We start from the raw sequence: 18,249 nt of genomic DNA, 5'->3' as shown, positions 1-18,249 counted from the left end.
CGCCAGGCCCGCCCTTCCGGCGGGCCCAGCCCCTGAAGGATCACGATGACGACATCAGGCAAGGACCCCGCGCTGACCAGCTTCGAAGCGGTGGCGGGGCAGGAATTCGACGTGGTCATCGTGGGCTCCGGCGTCAGCGGCGCGGTGATCGCGAAGCAGCTGGGCGCGCGGGGTTGCCGGGTGCTGGTGCTGGAAGCCGGTTCCGGCAACGAGATCACCGTCGCCGACTACGAGGAGAGCGTGCAGCGCTTCTACGGGTCGCAGCGCAAGGACAACAACTCGGCCTATGCCAATCCGCGCAACGCGCCCATGCCGCGCGACTACGAGACGCGCAAGCTGCCGCCGGGCGCCTCCAACACGGATGGCTACCTGGTGCAGATGGGGCCGCTCGAGATTGACAGCACCTACACCCGCGTCCTGGGCGGCACGACCCGCCACTGGGAGGGCAAGGCGCTCAGGATGCTGCCCGATGACTTCCGCATGCGTTCCCTCTTCGGCCAGGGGCGCGACTGGCCGCTGGCCTATAATGACCTCGATGCCCATTACCGCGCGGCCGAGCGCGAACTGGGTGTCGCCGGCGATGTCGAGGACCAGCAATATGGCGGGCTCGATTTCGGGCCGGGCTATGTGCTGCCCATGCGGAAGATGCCGCTCTCCTACCTCGACCGCATGATCGCGCGGGACCTCGATGGCATGGAGGTGACGCTGGCGGGCGAGACCTTCCCGCTGAAGGTCCGTTCCACGCCGCAGGCGCGCAACGGCGTGCCCAACCCCGCCTATGACGAGGGGCGGGGCTACAAGCCCGTGGGCGCCGTCAGCACCCACCAGGAAGACAAGGGCGAGCGCTGCCAGGGCAACACCAACTGCGTGCCCATCTGCCCGGTGCAGGCGAAATACGACGCCCGCCGCACCCTCTACGCCGCGCTGGAGACAGACAATGTCCAGCTCCTTGCCTGGACCGTCGCCTCGCGGCTGGAGGTGGATGGCGCGACGGGCCAGGTGTCGCAGCTCGAATTCAAGACCTATGACGACCCCGACGCGCCCGGCCACCGCGTCGGCCATGTGCGCGCCAAGGTCTTCGTACTCGCGGCGAACGCGGTCGAGAACGCCCGGCTGATGCTGGCCTCCGACCTGCCGGGCAGCAGCAACCGCGTGGGCCGCAACCTGATGGACCACATGTACCTGCTGACCTGGGCGCTGATGCCCAAGCCCGCGGGGGCGCTGCGCGGGCCCATCTGCACGGCCGGCATCGAGGACATCCGCACCGGCGCCTATCGCCGCCACCAGGCCGCGGTGCGCTATTCCATCCACAATGATGGCTGGGGCTGGGCCACCGGCTCGCCCTATTCGGATCTGGAACATCTGGTCGAGCACGAGAACCGCTTCGGCGCCGCGTTGCGCCAGGGGCTGATTGACCGCGTCTCGCGGCAATTCCTGCTCGATTGCATGATCGAGGTGCTGCCGGACGAGAGCAACCGCGTCTCGGTGGACCCGCGCTGGGTGGACCAGATGGGCAATCCGCGCCCCGTCATCTCCTTTGGCGCCACGCCCTACACGCTGGAGACGGCCGCCTTCTCCCGCCGGCTGTCACGCCGCATCTTCCAGCGCCTCGGTGCCGAGGACCACACGCATTACGACCCGCTCGCGCCCGGCTATGTCAGCCATGGTGGCGAGGGCTATGTGCTGCGCGGCGGCAACCATTGGGCCGGCACGCACATCATGGGCACCAGCGCGCGGGACAGCGTGGTGGATTCCACGCAACGCAGCTGGGACCACCCGAATCTCTACCTCGCCGGCGCCGGCTCCATGGCCAGCATCGGCACCGCCAACACCACCTTGACGCTGGCGGCGCTGTGTTTCCGCACGGCCGAGGCCATCCTGGCCGGGCTCGGCACGCACGCGCCCGCCGCCGCGACCACGGGAGCCCGCGCGTGAGCCTGACGAAGATCACCGACAAGGCCGGGCTGCACCGGCACCTCGAAGCCGCCATGCAGCTCGAGCATGCGACGATTCCGCCCTATCTGAACGCGCTCTATTCCATCAAGCCCGGCACCAACACGGAGGCCTTCCACATCCTCCGCGCGGTGGCGGTGGAGGAGATGCTGCACCTGACCTTGGCCGGGAACATCCTGAACGCGGTGGGCGGCACGCCCGACATGACGGTGCCGGGCTTCGTGCCCCTCTACCCGGCCTACCTGCCTGATGGGGAGACGGACTTCCAGGTGGATTGCCAGGCCTTCAGCCGTGCCGCCATCGAGACCTTCCTGAAGATCGAACGCCCCGCCCAGGGCGCGACGCCTGGCGTGGACACCATCCACAAGGGGCGCAAGCGCGCCCACCACAATGGCCACAAGCGCCACGGCACGGCGCTCCGCGCCCGCCACGTCCCCGGCAACGAGGAAGAGCATTTCTACAGCATCGGTGAATTCTACCAGGCCATCGAGGAAGGCCTCGAGCGCCTGCATGCCGAGATGGGCGATGCGCTGTTCAGCGGCGACCCCGCGCGGCAGATCGGGCCCGAATACTACTATTCCGCAGGCGGCGGGCTGATGGCGGTGACGGACCTGGCTTCCGCCAAGGCCGCCATCCGGCTCATCTCGGAGCAGGGCGAGGGCGTTACCGACAACATCTTCGACTATGAGGGCGAGATCGCGCATTACTACCGCTTCGAGCAGCTCCTGCTCGGCCGCTACTACCAGAAGGGCGATGCGCGTGGCCGGCCCACCGGGCGCGAGGTGGCGGTGGACTGGGACGCGGTGTTCCCCATCAAGGCCAATGCGCGGATCGCGGATTTCCCGGAAGGCTCCGCGCTGCGCCAGGGCGCGGAGGAGTTCAACCGCGCCTATGGCGACTTCCTCTCTCTGCTGACCCGCGCCTTCCAGGGCGAACCGGCGCTGTTCGTCGAGGCGGTGGGCGGCATGTTCCAGCTCAAGGAGCTTTACTACCAGATCATGCGCCAGCCGCTCGGCGATGGCACCCACGCGGCCCCCACCTATGAGATCCCCCATGGCTGACATGCTCGATGGCTTCCTGGCGCTCTCCGCGGCGCTGACCGGCTTCACCGGCCACCGCCTGCGCGGCACGGGCCAGGCGGAGGCCTATCTCGCCACCGCGACCGGCATCGTGGGGGAGGGCGTGATGCGCGACCTGCTGCTGGCGGCCGATGAGGCGCGCGCCTCGGCCGGCGGTGATGCGGCGAAGCACGAGGCGGAGCTGCGCCGCCTCATCATGAGCGACGACCGCCTGGGGCCTGTCGCGCGCAACATCATCCGCATGTGGTATGTCGGCAGCTGGTACCAGCTGCCGAAGCCCTGGCGCGAGGCGCATGGGCAATCCCCGCGCGACCATGACCATGTGGTTTCGCCCATCTCCTACACGGAGGGGCTGCTCTGGCCCGCCATCGGCGCCAACCCGGCGGGCGCGAAACCGGCGGGCTATGGCATGTGGGCCATGCCGCCGCGCATCGCGCCTGGCTGAGCCGGGCCTGTGGGTGGGGACGCCTCAGGCGTCCCCCGTCCGGTTCAGGAAGACCAGCACCTGGGGATTTTCCGCCAGGAAGTAGCCCGGCGTGTAGTAGCCGGTGGTCGCGAAATCCGGCCGCCCATCGCCGTCGAAGTCGGCCACGGTGATGCGGGCGGCGGAGGACCAGGAGACGCGCTGCTTCACGAAGAGCGCCTTCTGCAGGTCCACGCATTTGTAGTAGAACACGCCCTGCCACGGCCGCGGCCCGCGCAGCGCCACCAGGAATTCGTCATCTCCATCGCCGTCGAAATCGGCGCAGACGACATGGTGGCCCGCGCCTTCGCCCACCTCGTTCGGGTCGCCGAAGACGTCCAGCACATGCCGCGTCCAGGGGCCGGATTCGAGCGTGGAGCCGGGCTCCTTCACATAGACGGCCACGACGTTGCCGTGGAACGGCTCCATGGTCGCGACATAGGCCTGGGGGTCGTTCCCGATGCGGCCCGTCGCGGCATTGCCGGTGCCGAGGAAGCCGGTCAGCCCCACCTCCTCCGTCTCGCCGGTGCCGATGTGGCGCTTCTGCCAGGCGGCGCCGTCGTAATAGAACCAGGTGACGCCCTCCTCGCTGGAGAGGATCACGCTGTCGAGGTCCGAGCCCGGGCGGAACTTGCCCACCTGCACGTCATGGATGATGCGGAAGGAGACCTCGTCCACCAGCGTGCCCTCCCAGCCTTCGGGCTGGGCCGGCTGCTCGGGCACGGGGTAGAGCATCACGCGCACCGGCGCGTGGACGCCCGTCAGCCCGCCCTGCGGCCCCACCACGGGCAGGGCCATGAGTTCCAGCCGGTCGGTTCGGGTGAAATGGCCGAGGCGCAGGCGGTGCGTGGCCATCAGAGGTGCGATGGGGTGCGTGGCCCAATGGCCCTCGGCCGAGGGGTCGGCCGGGTTCTGCAGCCAGGAGATCTTCCCGTCGCCATCGCGGCAATGGAACATGCACTCGCCGTAGTCGTGGCAGATGATGAAATCGGGCTTGCCATTGCCCGTCAGGTCCGCGTGGTCGAGCGCCACGGGCTTCTGGAACTGACCGATGATGCGCTTTTGCCAGCCGGGATTTTCGTACCAGGCCACCTCGCCGATCGCGAGGCCGGAGACGATCAAATCGGGCTTGCCGTCGCCGTTGATGTCCACGGCGTCGATCCAATAGCCGTCCTTCAGCCCGTCCTCGACGACGACCTGTTCGAACTTGGGCAGGGTGATGTTGGAGCCCATGGGGGTGCTTTCCGCGCGAGAGGGAAGGGGGTCAGCCGACCGGCAGGCCGAGGGCTTCGAGCGCGCCGCGCGCCACCCCCATGTCGTCCGTGTAGTGCCCGCCCGACACGCCGATGGCGCCGATCATCTGGCCGTCCTCCATGATGGGATAGCCGCCGCCATAGACAACCACGCGCGGCGTGTGCACCACGCCGTGCAGCAGGGGCCCGTCCTCCTTGATGAAATCCCACCAGGCATGGGTGGGGATGCCGAAGGAGGCGACGGTCCAGGCCTTGTTGATTGCGATGTCCTCCGAGACGAAGGGCGCGCCGTCCATGGCGTGATAGGCCTTGAGCTGCCGCGCCTCGTTCATGATGGCGATGCACATGGGCTTGCCGCCCGCGCGGGCGACCTCGATGGCGGCATCCACCAGCCGTTGGGCGAGGGCCGCGTCTATGCTGCGTTTGACGATGCTCAAAGGACGATTCCCTGTCTCGTGAACTACGGTGCTTCTTGACGCAAAGGTCTTTAACGGAAGGTGATTCGCGTGCGCGCGCCGTCCGCTTTCCCTGGTGGCCGGATGGTCATGGCCCTCACCCTCAGGTGTCAAGCGAAAGCGGGGTCGGAAGGCGCGCAAGCTTCTTGCGACGCAACTTGGCCGCGTGCATCCTGCCCCTGGCGGGGCGTCAGGAATCCTTGGTTTCGCGGGCGGGATGATGGCATGGCGCGGGTCAGCATCAATCTGTCGTCAATTCTTGCGTGCGAGACTTGTTTCCTGTTCCAACCCACGCCACAGGGCTGGCGGAAACGTGCGGGCGGATGTCCCGGGGGGGAAGCGAAAAGATGTTCCAACGTGACAAGGTGATGCTGGGCATCACGCCCACCTGCTGGACCAATGATGATTTCCCGCTGCTCGGCCATGACACGAGCTGGGGCCAGGTCATGAGCGAGATGGCGCTGGCGGGCTATGAGGGCTGCTCCATCGGCCACAACTTCCCCAAGGACCGCGCGGTGCTGAAGGCCGAACTCGCCCGCCGCGGCCTGCGCGTCAGCGAGCCCTGGGTCAGCACCCTCTTCACCGCCCGCAACATGGAACAGCGGACGGTGGACAATTTCATCGCCCAGATGGACTTCATGCAGGAGATGGGCGGCACCGATGTGGTGGTGGCCGAACTCGGCGGCGCGGTGCACCAGCAGCCCGTCACGCCGCTGGCGAACAAGCCCATCTTCACCGACGCGCAATGGGATTCCCTGGTGGCGGGGCTGAACAAGCTCGGCGCCATGGCCAAGGCGCGGGGCATGCAACTCTGCTACCACCACCACATGGGCACGGGCGTGCAGACGCGGGCCGAGGTGGACCGGCTGATGGCGGCCACCGACCCTTCCTGCGTCCACCTGCTGCTGGACACCGGCCACCTGGCCTGGTCGGGCGATGACCCGCTGGAGATGGCCCGCGCCCATGCGAAGCGCATTCGCCACGCGCACCTGAAGGACATCCGCCCCGACGTGATCGCGCGCGGGACCGCGGGCAGCCTCAGCTTCCAGGAATCTATCATGGAGGGTGCCTTCACCGTGCCCGGCGATGGCGCCATTGATTTCCGCCCCATCCTGCAAACCCTGGCCGACGCCGATTTCTCCGGCTGGCTGGTGGTGGAGGCCGAACAGGACCCGGCCCGCGCCAACCCGCTCGACCACGCGCGCAAGGCGCGGGAATATCTGCGCGGGATCATCGGGTTTTGAGCCTCACCTCCCCGGAAGCCCATGGGGTGGCGCATGGCGCCCCCCATTTCACCGGTATGCAGCAATTCGGCCCGATGGGCGTCGCCTGGGCGGTGTTCCTGGCGATGACGCTGATGGGCCATGACGCGCACAGCCATACGGGGCTGGGCCAGTCCTTCATCATCGTCGTGGTGCTCTTCACCACCATCCTCTGGGGCGCCATCGGCGTGATGCGCCACGCGGAGGCGGTGGCGCATGAACTGGGCGAGCCGCTGGGCACGCTGGTGCTGACGCTCTCGGCCGTCACGGTCGAGGTGGCGCTGATCCTCTCCGTCATGCTGGTGGGCGACAGCGAGCCCACGCTCGCGCGCGACACCATGTTCGCCGTGGTCATGATCATCGTGAACGGGCTGCTGGGCGCCGCGCTGCTGCTGGGCGGGTTCCGCCACCGGCAGCAGATCTACAACCTGGAAGGCGCGCGCTCCTTCCTCGTGGTGCTCACGCCGCTGGCCATCTGCGCGATGGTGCTGCCCAACTTCACCACCTCCACGCCGGACGCCACGCTCTCCTTCGCGCAGGCGGCAACGCTGGGCGTCATCACGCTGTTCCTCTACGGCGTGTTCCTCGCCTTGCAGACCAGCCGCCACCGCTCCTTCTTCGCGGAGGCGGCGGCGGAGGTGACGGGCGGCCATCGCGGCCCCGCGCCGGAAGAGGCGGCCACACCTCGCGCCAGCCGCGTGAAGGTGGCGCGCCATGCCCTCTTCCTGGTTCTGACCATCATCCCCGTGGCCCTGCTCGCGCATGACATGGCCGAGGCGCTGGACCGCGTGGACCGCGCGCTGGGCGTGCCGGTGCAGATGACGGGCGTCATCATCGCGGTGCTGATCCTCGCACCCGAGGGCATGGCCGCGCTGCGCGCCGCCTGGGCCAACCACCTGCAGCGTTCGGTGAACATCCTGCTCGGCTCCTCGCTGTCCACCATCGGCATGACGGTGCCGGCGGTGCTGCTGGTGGGGCATTTCATCGGGCATGACATCGTGCTGGGCCTGGATGAGGCGCACATGATCATGCTGGTGCTGACGCTGGTCACGGCGGGCCTCACCTTCGGCACCGCCAAGACCGACATGCTGAAGGGGGCGGTGCACCTGGCCCTTTTCGGCATCTACCTCATGCTCGTGCTGGTGCCCTGACGCGGGAGGCGGATGTGACGGCGATGATCCTCGGGCGTGACATCTGCGGTGATCAAGGTGCTGCGCTGTCGCGCGAATGGCTCGTCACCAATGGCATCGGCGGCTATGCCTCGGGCACGGTCTCCGGCGCTCCTACGCGCGGCTATCACGGGCTGCTGGTGGCCGCACTCGAACCCCACCCCGCCCGCACCCTGCTCGCCGCCGCCCTGCTGGAGGAAATGGAGGGCGCGTCGGGCCGCCACGAGCTCGCCACGCTGAACTGGTCCGGCGGCGCGACCTCACCCCAGGGATACCGCTTCCTCGACAGCTTCCGGCTGGAGGGCACCATCCCGTGCTGGCGCTTCGCCTGTGGCGGCGAGGTGCTGGAAAAGCGCGTGTGGATGGAGGCCGGCCGCAACATCACCCGCGTGGAGTACCGCCTGGTGCGAGGCGCCGGGCCGGTGCGGCTGACGCTGAAGGCCCTGGTGGACCACCGCGACCACCATTCCCGCACATCGGCCGATTCCTGGCAGCCCGACGTTTCGCTGGGCGACGGCACGGCGCGCGTGCTGGCCTTCCCCGGCGCCACGCCGCTGCACATCGCGGCCGAGGGCGCCGAGGCCCATCCCGGCACCGGCTGGTTCCGCGGCTTCGACCTGCCGCGCGAGCGCGAGCGCGGCCTGCAGGACCGCCAGGACCATCACCACGCGGCCAGCTTCACGCTGACGCTGACGCCGGGTGGCCGCGCGCAGGTGGTGCTCTCCGCCAGCGCGCCGGCCGCGCCCGATGCCACCGCGCTCGACCGCGCCCGCGCGCGCGAGGCGGGGCTGCTCGCCCGTTTCGCCAGCCTCCATCCCACGGCGCCCGACTGGGTGCGGCAACTGGTGCTGGCGGCCGACCAATTCATCATCGCGCGCCAGGATGCCGAGGGGCGGGCGGGGCATTCCGTCATCGCGGGCTACCATTGGTTCGCCGACTGGGGCCGCGACACCATGATCAGCCTGCCCGGGCTGACCCTCGCGACCGGAAGGCCGGAGATCGCGCGCTCCGTCCTGCTCACCTTCGCGGGCTTCGTGGACCAGGGCATGCTGCCCAACCGCTTCCCCGATGGCGGCGAGACGCCCGAATACAACACGGTGGACGCGACGCTCTGGTTCTTCGACGCCATCCGCAAATACCACGCCGCCACGCGCGACGACGCCACCCTGCTGGCCCTGCTGCCGGTGATGGAAGAGATCATCGCCTGGCACCGCCGCGGCACGCGCTACGGCATCGCGGTGGACCCGGCCGATGGCCTGCTGCGCGCGGGGGAGCCGGGCGTGCAGCTCACCTGGATGGACGCGCGGGTGAATGGCCGCGAGATCACGCCGCGCATCGGCAAGCCCGTCGAGGTGAATGCGCTGTGGTACAACGCGCTCCGCGTGATGGCCGAGAGCCTGGCGCGGCTGGGGCGCGATGCCAGCCTCTACGCCGGCCTCGCCCACACGGCGCGAGAGGGCTTCGCGCGCTTCTGGAACCCCGCGGCCGGCCATTGCTTCGACGTGCTGGACGGGCCCGACGGCCATGACGCCACGCTGCGGCCCAACCAGATCCTCGCCGCGAGCCTGCGGCCCGAACTGCTGCCGCTGGACCGGCGGCTGGCGGTGCTTGCCGTCTGTGAGCGCGCGCTGTTGGGCCCCTGCGGGTTGCGCAGCCTCGACCCCGCGCACCCGGATTATCGCGGCAGCTATGGCGGGGATTCGGCCTCGCGCGATGGCGGCTACCACCAGGGGCCGGTCTGGGGCTGGCTGGCCGGCCCCTTCATCGAGGCGCACCTGGCCGCTGGCGGCAGCGTGGAGGTGGCGCGGCTGCGGCTGGAAGCCATGGGGCGTGAGACACGACGCCAGGGCCTCGGCACGCTGAACGAGATCTATGAAGGCGACCCACCCCACGCCCCGCGCGGCTGCATCGCTCAGGCCTGGTCCGTGGCCGAGGCGCTGCGCGCCTGGGCGCTGGTGGAAGCCCAAGACGAGACAGGGAAGGCCAGGCCATGAGCGAAGCCGAGCGCATCAAGAGCCGCGATTCGGGCCAGGAGGATTGGGCCCTCTGGGGCCCCTATCTCAGCGAACGCCAATGGGGGACGGTCCGTGAGGATTTCAGCCCCTATGGCAATGCCTGGGAGTATTTCCCGCATGACCACGCGCGCTCCCGCACCTATCGCTGGGGCGAGGACGGGCTGGGCGGCATCTCGGACAGCAAGCAGCGGCTGTGCTTTGCCCTGGCGCTGTGGAACGGCGCCGACCCCATCCTGAAGGAACGCCTGTTCGGCCTGACCAACAGCGAAGGCAACCACGGCGAGGACGTGAAGGAATACTACTTTTACCAGGACAACACGCCGACCCACAGCCATATGCGGATGCTCTACAAGTATCCGCACCGTGCCTTCCCCTATGGCGACCTGGTGGCCGAGAACGCCCGCCGCAAGGCCACCGACCCGAAGGCCCCCGAATACGAGCTGATTGATACCGGCCTCTTCGACGAGGACCGGTATTTCGACGTCGAGATCGCCTATGCCAAGCGCGGGGTGGCCGACATCCTCGCCCGCATCACCGTCACCAACCGCGGGCCTGATCCGCACGAGATCACGCTGCTGCCCACGCTGTGGTTCCGCAACACCTGGAGCTGGGCGGAAGGCAGCGAGAAGCCGGTGCTGCGCGCCGTAGCGGAGGGCGTGGTGGAGGCCAGCCACCCCGCGCTCGGCCTCATGCGCCTGGTCGCGGAAGGCGCCGAGCGCCTGTTGTTCTGCGACAACGAAACCAACATCCATCGCCTCTTCGGCGCCGAGGGCGGGCCGGCCCACCCCAAGGACGCCTTCCACGACTTCGTGGTGCATGGCGATGCCGGCGCGGTGAACCCCGCGGGCGAGGGCACCAAGGCCGCCTCCCTGCACCGCCGCACCCTCGCCCCCGGCGAAAGCTGGACCCTGCGCCTGCGCCTCACCCATGACGCCGCCGCGACCACGCTGGGGGCGGATTTCGACGCCACCTTCGCCGCCCGTGCCGCCGAGGCCGATGCCTTCTATGACGAGGTGCTGCCCACGAACGTCTCGCCCGAACGCCGCGCCATCATGCGCCAGGCCCAGGCCGGCATGCTCTGGAGCAAGCAGTTCTACCACTACGTCGTCGAGGAATGGCTGAAGGGCGACCGCTACCCGCCTCCGCCCGAGCGCGCCACCGGCCGCAACGCGCAATGGCGGCACTTCTACGCCGAAGACGTGCTCTCCATGCCCGACAAGTGGGAATATCCCTGGTTCGCGAGCTGGGACATGGCCTTCCACTGCGTCGTGCTGGCCCAGGTGGACCCGGGTTTCGCCAAGGGGCAACTGCGCCTGCTGACGCGCGAATTCTACATGTCGCCCACCGGCCAGGTGCCCGCCTATGAATGGGCCTTCGAGGATGTGAACCCGCCCGTCGGCCCCTGGGCCGCCTGGGAGATCTACAAGCGCGAACTCGCCCAGACCGGCATGGGCGACGTGCCCTTCCTGGAGCGCATCTTCCAGCGCTCGCTGATGAACTTCACCTGGTGGGTGAACCGCAAGGACGCGGACAACAACAACCTCTTCCAGGGCGGCTTCCTGGGGATGGACAATATCGGCGTCATTGACCGCACCGCGGCCGAACGCCAGGGCTTCCGCCTCTACCAGGCCGATGCGACGTCCTGGATGGGGTTCTGCGCCCTCATCCTGATGGAGATGGCGATCGAGCTCGCCAAGCACGACAAGGTCTATATCGAGATCGGGGTGAAGTTCCTCCAGCACTACCTCTACATCGCCGACGCCATGAACCACCTGACGCGCCAGACCGATGGCGCGCTGGATCTCTGGGATGAGGAGGAGGGGTTCTACTTCGACGTGGCGCTGCGGCACGGGCAGTACCAGAAGCTGAAGGTGCGCTCGCTGGTCGGGCTTACGCCGCTGCTGCCCGTCTCCTCCATTGATATCCCGGCGCTGGAGGATGATTTCGAGGATGTGTTCCGCGACCGGCTGCGCTGGTTCCTCCGCCGCCAGCCCGAATTGCTGGAGCAGGCGAGCGAGACGCATGACGGGCTCGACCAGACCATCCTGCTCTCCTTCCTCAGCGAGGACCGGCTGCGGCGCATCCTCTCCGTCATGCTGGACGAGGAGGAATTCCTCTCCCCCCACGGCATCCGCTCCATCTCGCAGCGCCACCGCGACCACCCCTATGCGCTGCAGGTGGATGGCGAGACGCTGGTGGATGCCTACGAGCCCGCGGAATCCAGCAGCGGCATGTTCGGCGGCAACTCCAATTGGCGCGGCCCGATCTGGATGCCGGTGAACATGCTGGCGGTGCAGAGCCTGCGCCGCTTCCACGAACATTACGGCGATCGCTTCCAGGTGGAATGCCCCACCGGCTCCGGCGTGATGATGACGCTGGCCGAGGTGGCGGATGAGATCAGCCGCCGCCTGGTCTCCATCTTCGAGCCCGGCCCCGATGGCCGCCGCCCCCTCTACGGCGGCACCGAGCGCTTCCAGTCCGATCCGCACTGGCGCGACAACATCCTGTTCTACGAGTATTTCCACGGCGACAATGGCGCGGGCATCGGCGCCTCGCACCAGACGGGCTGGACGGGCCTCGTCTCCATCCTCATCGAGGAGCTGGCGAAGCGCGGGAAGGGCTGAGGGTGCGCGCCGCCCTGCGCCTCTGGCGCGGCGAAGCGCCGCTCGATGTCGCCTTCTGGAACTGGGCCGTGATCGGCGCGCTGGTGGTGAACATCACCACCACCATCGGCTTCTTTCTGCTGTTCAAGGAAGGCCAGATACTGGCGGCCTACCTGGTCGGGTACGGAATGTCGCTGCCCTACAATTTGCTGACGCTGGTCGGCGTCTGGCGTAGCGCCGCGCGCTACGCCGGCCCGCCATTCCATGCCGCCCTGGCCCGCTGGGCGGCCACCCTGCTCCTGGCGGTGTTGAGCGCGACCTGAACGCCTTCAAATGTCCAGGAAGACGGTCTCCTTCGGGCCCTGGAGGTGGATGTCGAAGCGGTAGGCCCTCGGCCCCGAGCGCCGCGCGATCAGCGTCTCCGCCCGGGCGCGGTGCTCGATGCGTGACAGGATGGGGTCCTCGGCGTTCGCGGCCTCCTCATCGGCGAAATAAAGGCGGGTTTGCAGGCCGATATTGATGCCACGCGCCACCACCCAGACGCTGACATGCGGCGCTTGGAGCCGCCCATCGGGCCAGGGCACGCGGCCGGGCTTCACGGTGTGGAAGGTGAATTCCCCCGTGTTCATGTCGCCGGCCGAGCGGCCGAAGCCGGTGAAGTTCGGGTCCGCCTGGCCGCGGCGCTCGTGGGGCGTGTTGAACAGGCCGGCCGCATCGGCCTGCCAGATTTCCACCAGGGCATCCTTCAGCACGGCCCCCATGCCGTCATGCACCGCGCCGGTGAGGGTGATCTCCTCGCCGCGCACCGGCCCGGTCTTCATCACGGCGCCCAGGTCCCCGCCATACATCGCGATGCCGCACACATTGGGCGTGCAGCCGATATGCACATAGGGCCCCGCCGTCTGCGAGGCGGTCTCGATGAAAGGCGGCATCACAGCCCCTCCTTGCGGTTCTCGAAGACGGATTGGCGGCGGCCGCGCAGCACGATGTCGAAGCGGAAGGCGCGGCTGTCCATCGGGATCGTCGCCTGCATGTCGAGCGTGGCGACGAGGCGTTGCAGCGCCGCCGCGTCCGTCACGGCGCCCAGGATGGGGCAGAGTGGAATCAGCGGGTCGCCCTCGAAATACATCTGCGTGATGAGGCGCTGCGCGAAGGAAGGGCCGAACAGCGACAGATGGATATGCGCCGGCCGCCAGTCATTGCCGCCATTGGGCCAGGGATAGGGGCCGGGCATGACGGTGCGGAAGCTGTAATGGCCTTCCGCATCGGTCAGGCAGCGGCCGCAGCCGCCGAAATTCGGGTCGAGCGGCGCCAGGTAGCCTTCCTTCGCGTGCCGATAGCGCCCGCCGGCATTGGCCTGCCACACCTCCACCAGCGCGCCGGGCACGCCGCGCCCGCCCTCATCCACCACGCGGCCATGCACGATGATGCGCGGGCCGATGGCGGTTTCGCCGGGGGCGGCGAAATTGCTGAGCAGGTCCGCGTCCAGCGGTCCCAGCAGGGATTGGCCGAAGACCGGCCCCGTCTCCTCGCTGAGCGAGGAGGGGAAGGAGAGCAGCGGCGCGCGCGGCGAACGCCACACGCTGGTCTTGTAGGGCGGGTGGAGGGCCGCGGGCTGGGCCGCGCGGTTGCGGGCCATGAAGCCGCCGAGTGGCGGCGGTGGCATCTGTTCCGGGGGCATGGCGTCGTTTCCTCCTCTGGCTTCAGTAGGGCAGGCCCACATAGTTCTCGGCCAGCACGCGCCGCGCCGACTCGGACGAGGCGAGCAGCGCGAATTCGGCATCCTGCATGCGGCGCTCGAAGGGGGTGCTGGTGTCGAAGCGGTGCAGCAGCGTGGTCAGGGACCAGGAGAAACGCTCGGCCTTCCACACGCGCTCCAGCGCCCTGGCGGAATAGGCATTGATGCCGGCCTCCGACCGGTCCTGATAGTACTCGACCAGCGCCTCGGACAGATAATGCACGTCGCCGGCGGCGAGGTTCAGCCCCTTGGCGCCGGTGGGCGGAACGATGTGCGCGGCATCGCCCGCCAGGAAGAGGCGGCCGAAGCGCATCGGCTCGGCCACGAAGCTGCGGAGCGGGGCGATGGATTTCTCGATGGGCGGGCCGGTCACCACCTGCGCGGCCGCGGCGGGGTCGAGGCGCCGGCGCAGCTCGTCCCAGAACATGTCGTCGGTCCAGCGGGCGGGGTCGTCATCGGCGCGGCACTGCACGTAGTAGCGGCTGCGCGTGGCGGAGCGCATGGAGCAGAGCGCGAAGCCGCGTTCATGCCCCGCATAGATCAATTCATGTGAGCAGGGCGGCACATCGGCCAGCACACCCAGCCAGCCGAAGGGATAGACGCGCTCGAAGGTCTCGATCGCGCCGGCGGGCACGCTCGCGCGGCTCGCGCCATGATAGCCGTCGCAGCCCGCGATGAAGTCGCAGGCGGCCTGTCGCGCCTGGCCGTCCTCGGTCCAGCTGACGTGGGGGCTGGGTCCGTCGAAGCCGTGCAGTGCCACATCGCGCGCGCCGAAGATGATGGGCGCGCCGAGGGCGGCGCGGTGGTCCATCAGGTCCCGCGTCACCTCCGTCTGCCCATACACCGTGACGCTGCGGCCATTGGTGAGTTCACGGATGTCGATCCGCAGGTGGCGGCCCGCGAAGTTCAGCGCGAAGCCGTCATGCACCAGCCCCTCGCGTTCGAGCCGCCCGGCGATGCCCGCCCTTCGCAGCAGGCCGACGGTCCCGTCCTCCAGCACGCCGGCGCGGATGCGGCCCAGCACATGGTCGCGGGACTGGCGTTCCAGGATCAGCGTGTCGATCCCGGCCTGGTGCAGCAGCGCACCCAGCAGAAGGCCGGAAGGGCCGGCGCCAATGATGATCACCTGGTGCCGCATCCGCGTCCTGCCCTCCCCCTTCGCGCCCCGGTCAGGGATCGCCCTGGCCCTTGCCGCGCCTTGATTTTCACTAGTGGAAGCCCGGCCGCGGATGTAGGCTTGAAACGACGCAAGACTTGGACATTTGCGAGCGATCCATGCCCAGAACCGAGAGGCCTTCCCCGGCCGGGCGCCTCTACCGCATCCCTGTTTTCGGTCTCTACGGCGCGGCGGCGGGGCAGGCTTCGGGCGGCTATGTCCACATCGAGACCATCTCCTCCCGCGCGCCCGCCCATGACTGGGAGATCCTGGTCCATCGCCACGAGAACCTGGCGCAATGCGTGCTGGTGCAGGAGGGCGGCGGCACGCTGGAGGTCGAGGGCGAGAAGGTGGATTTCACGGCCCCCTGGTTCGTCTGGATGCCGTCGGCCGCCGTGCATGGCTTCCGCTTCGACACGGGCACGGAGGGCCATGTGCTGACCGTCTCGGATGACGTGGTGGCGGGCAGCATCGCGGGCGTGCCGGAAGGCGAGCGCCTCGCGCAGTTGCTGCTGCGGCCCGTCCTCGGCGCGGCACGGGGTGAGGAGGAGATCGCCATCTCCATGCCCGCCACCATGCGCGCCATCGCGCGCGAGCATGACCTGCCGCGCACCGGCGTCACCGCCGCGCTGCAGGCGCATCTGGTGCTGCTTCTCGTCGCCATCCTCCGCACGCGCACCTTGTCGGAACTGGCCGAGACGCTCGGCAACCAGGGGGCCACGGGCTTCCGCCGCTTCCGCGAGCATGTGGAACGCAACTTCCGCCGGCAGGAGAGCATCGACGAGATCGCCAGCCAGCTCGGCATGAGCCGTGGCCAGCTTTATGCGGTGACGATGCGGGCCGTCGGCAAGTCGCCGCTGCGCATCCTGCATGACCGCCGCATCATCGAGTGCAAGCGCGAACTTACCTATTCCACCCAGCCCATCGCGCAGATCGCCTATGAGCTGGGCTTTTCCGACGAGGCCTATTTCAGCCGCTTCTTCACCAAGCATGCGGGCATGTCGCCCAGCGCCTTCCGCAAGGCCCGGCGCAAGGCGCTGGGGGCGGACTAGGTCACGCGGGCGGCAGCCGCAGCGCGCCGTCCAGGCGGATGGTCTCCCCGTTCAGCAGCGGGTTGGCCGCGATGGTCAGCACCAGCGCGCCGAACTCGGCGGGCTTGCCCAGGCGCTGCGGAAACAGCGGCTGCCGTGAGAGGGCCTCGCGTGCCTCGGGCGTCAGCGTGTCCATCAACGGTGTATGGATCAGGCCCGGCGCGATGGTGACGACGCGGACGCCGAAGCGCGCCAACTCCCGCGCCGCCGGCAGGGTCAGCGCCACGATGCCGCCCTTTGACGCCGCATAGGCCGCCTGGCCCACTTGGCCCTCATAGGCGGCGACCGAGGCCGTGCAGATGATCAGCCCGCGTTCGCCATCGGCCAGTGGTTCATTGGCGGTCATGCGGGAGGCCGCCACACGCATCAGGTTGAAGGTGCCGATGAGGTTCACGCGAATCACGCGCTCGAACAGCGCCAGGTCATGGGGACCGCCACGGCCCGCGATGCGCGCGGCCGGCGCGATGCCGGCGCAGGCCACCACGACGCGCAGCGGTGCGAGCAGCGATGCGGTCTCCACCGCGGCGGCCACGATGGCTTCCTCCGCGACATCACCCGCAATGGCGACGCCGCCGATGCGCGCGGCCACCGCCTCGGCCTTGGCCGCGTCAATGTCCAGCACCACCACCTTCGCCCCCGCCTGCGCCAAGGCCTCGGCGGTGGCCGCGCCCAGGCCGGAGCCCCCGCCGCTGACGATGGCCGATGCGCCCGAAATCTCCATGCTCAGTCTCCGGAAGGCAAGGGTTGGATGGCCTTGGGGGCCCGCTTGTCCAGGAAGGCGGCCAGGCGGCGCTCGGCCTCGGGCGCGGTCTGCGCCAGCGCGGCCATGAGGCTCTCCACGAAGAGGCCGTCGGATTCCGACATGTCCTGGATGCGGGGCAGGGCGTGCAGCACGCCGGCGACGGTCAGCGGCGCCGCCTGCGCCACCTGGGTCGCCACCGCGCGCGCGCGAGCCAGGGCCTCGCCGGCCGGCTCCAGATAGGTGATGAGGCCCGCGCGTTCGGCCGCGGCGGCGTCCAGCGTGCGGCCTGTCAGCATCATGTCCGTCATCCGCGCCGCGCCGATGAGGCGCGCGACATGCACCGTGGCACCGCCGCCCACGAAGATGCCGCGCGTGCCCTCGGGCAGGGCGAAGACCGCGGTCGCGTCGGCCACGCGGATATGGCAGGCGGCCGCGAGTTCCAGCCCGCCGCCCACGCAGGCCCCATGCACGGCCGCGATGACGGGGATGGGACCTTCGCGCAGGGTGCGGAACACGCGGTGCCAGCCCCGGGAGTGGTGGAACACCTCCTCCGCCGTGCGGGCGCGATGCTCCGACAAATCGAGCCCTGCGCAGAAGCACGGGCCGTGCCCGTGCAGGATGATGGCCCGCGCGGCCCGCTGCGCCTCGGCCAGGCGCATTTCGAGGGCCGCCAGCAGCGCATCGCTGATGGCGTTGCGCTTCGCGGGCCGGTTCAGCCCGAGCAGCGCCACATTCCCCGCCATTTCGAGGGTGACAAGCTCCTGCGTCATCGTCTCTCCGCAATGCGGCGCAGCGCCTGGATCAGCGCGGCGCGTTCCGTCGCGTCCAGGCCGGAGGCGAGTTCCGCCTCCATGGCGACCTCGCGCTCACGCGCCTTGCGCAGCAGGGCCCGGCCCGCCGGCGTCAGGCGCAGGATGTTGGCGCGCCTGTTGCGGGCATCCTCCACGCGACGAATGAGGCCCTCCTGCTCCAGCCCGCCCAGCAGCACCGCCATGTTCGGCGGCTTCACCCGCAGCGCCTCCGCCAGGTCGGTCTGCCGCCGCGCCGTCCCGGCTTCGATCAGCAGCAGGGCGCCGAGGCGGCCCGGTGTCAGGCTGAGTGGCGACATGGCCTGGTTGAACATGTCGAAGGCGGTCATCTGCGCGAGGCGCAGCCAGAAGCCCAGCCGGTCATCGAGGGGGCCCTTCGCGGCACCCCCCGCGACCGGTGCGTCATCCTCCTCGACGGCGGCGGAGGGCGCGGTCGGGTCCTGGTTCGGCGTTCGTGACAT

General features: G+C 69.2%; 17 protein-coding genes. 9 read left to right on the top strand and 8 right to left on the bottom strand.

Annotation, left to right across the window (positions count from 1 at the left end; all coding sequences use genetic code 11):
* Positions 1-45: 45 nt before the first annotated feature.
* The 3 genes from JTN19_RS00645 to JTN19_RS00635 are packed head-to-tail and all read left to right on the top strand — an operon-like array spanning position 46 to position 3,477.
* Positions 46-1,935: a GMC family oxidoreductase gene (locus tag JTN19_RS00645; protein WP_206928983.1), complete on the top strand. Its 1,890-nt coding sequence runs from the start codon at positions 46-48 to the stop codon at positions 1,933-1,935.
* Positions 1,932-3,014, top strand: coding sequence for a ferritin-like protein (locus tag JTN19_RS00640; protein ID WP_206928981.1), 1,083 nt, complete (start codon positions 1,932-1,934; stop codon positions 3,012-3,014). Before JTN19_RS00645 ends, JTN19_RS00640 begins: the two co-directional genes overlap by 4 nt.
* Entirely contained in the window at positions 3,007-3,477 is a 471-nt protein-coding gene (locus tag JTN19_RS00635) for a hypothetical protein (protein ID WP_206928979.1), read from the top strand. Before JTN19_RS00640 ends, JTN19_RS00635 begins: the two co-directional genes overlap by 8 nt.
* A gap of 24 nt (positions 3,478-3,501) precedes the next feature.
* Here the strand turns inward: JTN19_RS00635 and JTN19_RS00630 are convergent, their stop codons facing one another.
* Positions 3,502-4,728 (bottom strand): FG-GAP repeat domain-containing protein, encoded by a 1,227-nt coding sequence (locus JTN19_RS00630; protein WP_206928977.1) that lies wholly within the window; start codon positions 4,726-4,728, stop codon positions 3,502-3,504.
* Between the two features lie 31 nt (positions 4,729-4,759).
* Positions 4,760-5,185, bottom strand: a complete 426-nt coding sequence (locus JTN19_RS00625) for a GlcG/HbpS family heme-binding protein (protein WP_206928975.1) — start codon at positions 5,183-5,185, stop codon at positions 4,760-4,762.
* A gap of 365 nt (positions 5,186-5,550) precedes the next feature.
* Here JTN19_RS00625 and iolE point away from each other — a divergent pair, with 365 nt between their 5' ends.
* Genes iolE through JTN19_RS00600 form a run of 5 tightly spaced genes read left to right on the top strand, consistent with a single transcriptional unit; the run spans position 5,551 to position 12,575 of the window.
* A complete protein-coding gene (gene iolE / locus JTN19_RS00620; RefSeq protein WP_206928973.1) occupies positions 5,551-6,447 on the top strand; it encodes a myo-inosose-2 dehydratase in 897 nt (298 codons plus the stop codon).
* The gene (locus JTN19_RS00615) at positions 6,444-7,616 is read left to right on the top strand and encodes a calcium:proton antiporter (RefSeq protein WP_206928971.1); all 1,173 of its coding nucleotides are present in this window, start codon (positions 6,444-6,446) and stop codon (positions 7,614-7,616) included. The genes iolE and JTN19_RS00615 overlap by 4 nt, the downstream gene beginning before the upstream one ends.
* 23 nt (positions 7,617-7,639) lie before the next feature.
* Positions 7,640-9,628 carry an amylo-alpha-1,6-glucosidase gene (locus tag JTN19_RS00610; RefSeq protein WP_242530741.1) on the top strand — a complete coding sequence of 663 codons (1,989 nt, stop codon included), beginning with the start codon at positions 7,640-7,642 and terminating at the stop codon, positions 9,626-9,628.
* Entirely contained in the window at positions 9,625-12,273 is a 2,649-nt protein-coding gene (locus JTN19_RS00605; protein WP_206928969.1) for an MGH1-like glycoside hydrolase domain-containing protein, read from the top strand. The genes JTN19_RS00610 and JTN19_RS00605 overlap by 4 nt, the downstream gene beginning before the upstream one ends.
* A 2-nt stretch (positions 12,274-12,275) precedes the next feature.
* The gene (locus tag JTN19_RS00600; RefSeq protein WP_206928968.1) at positions 12,276-12,575 is read left to right on the top strand and encodes a hypothetical protein; all 300 of its coding nucleotides are present in this window, start codon (positions 12,276-12,278) and stop codon (positions 12,573-12,575) included.
* Positions 12,576-12,581: 6 nt separating this feature from the next.
* Here JTN19_RS00600 and pcaG read toward each other — a convergent pair whose 3' ends face one another.
* Genes pcaG through pobA form a run of 3 tightly spaced genes read right to left on the bottom strand, consistent with a single transcriptional unit; the run spans position 12,582 to position 15,128 of the window.
* On the bottom strand, positions 12,582-13,184 hold the full coding sequence (gene pcaG, locus JTN19_RS00595; RefSeq protein ID WP_206928963.1) for a protocatechuate 3,4-dioxygenase subunit alpha: 603 nt from the start codon (positions 13,182-13,184) through the stop codon (positions 12,582-12,584).
* Entirely contained in the window at positions 13,184-13,933 is a 750-nt protein-coding gene (pcaH, locus tag JTN19_RS00590) for a protocatechuate 3,4-dioxygenase subunit beta (RefSeq protein WP_242530730.1), read from the bottom strand. The genes pcaG and pcaH overlap by 1 nt, the downstream gene beginning before the upstream one ends.
* Positions 13,934-13,955: 22 nt before the next feature.
* Positions 13,956-15,128, bottom strand: a complete 1,173-nt coding sequence (gene pobA / locus JTN19_RS00585) for a 4-hydroxybenzoate 3-monooxygenase (RefSeq protein WP_206928961.1) — start codon at positions 15,126-15,128, stop codon at positions 13,956-13,958.
* Between the two features lie 137 nt (positions 15,129-15,265).
* On the opposite strand from pobA, the gene JTN19_RS00580 reads away from it, so the two are divergent.
* On the top strand, positions 15,266-16,198 hold the full coding sequence (locus JTN19_RS00580) for a helix-turn-helix domain-containing protein (protein ID WP_206928959.1): 933 nt from the start codon (positions 15,266-15,268) through the stop codon (positions 16,196-16,198).
* A gap of 1 nt (position 16,199) precedes the next feature.
* Here JTN19_RS00580 and JTN19_RS00575 read toward each other — a convergent pair whose 3' ends face one another.
* The 3 genes from JTN19_RS00575 to JTN19_RS00565 are packed head-to-tail and all read right to left on the bottom strand — an operon-like array spanning position 16,200 to position 18,249.
* Positions 16,200-16,958, bottom strand: a complete 759-nt coding sequence (locus tag JTN19_RS00575) for an SDR family NAD(P)-dependent oxidoreductase (RefSeq protein WP_206928957.1) — start codon at positions 16,956-16,958, stop codon at positions 16,200-16,202.
* Between the two features lie 2 nt (positions 16,959-16,960).
* Positions 16,961-17,749: a crotonase/enoyl-CoA hydratase family protein gene (locus tag JTN19_RS00570; RefSeq protein ID WP_206928949.1), complete on the bottom strand. Its 789-nt coding sequence runs from the start codon at positions 17,747-17,749 to the stop codon at positions 16,961-16,963.
* Positions 17,746-18,249 carry a MarR family winged helix-turn-helix transcriptional regulator gene (locus tag JTN19_RS00565; protein ID WP_206928947.1) on the bottom strand — a complete coding sequence of 168 codons (504 nt, stop codon included), beginning with the start codon at positions 18,247-18,249 and terminating at the stop codon, positions 17,746-17,748. The genes JTN19_RS00570 and JTN19_RS00565 overlap by 4 nt, the downstream gene beginning before the upstream one ends.

This window comes from Roseococcus thiosulfatophilus (assembly GCF_017311575.1).
Classification (GTDB): domain Bacteria; phylum Pseudomonadota; class Alphaproteobacteria; order Acetobacterales; family Acetobacteraceae; genus Roseococcus; species Roseococcus thiosulfatophilus.
This window is presented reverse-complemented; position numbering and strand designations above follow the sequence as displayed.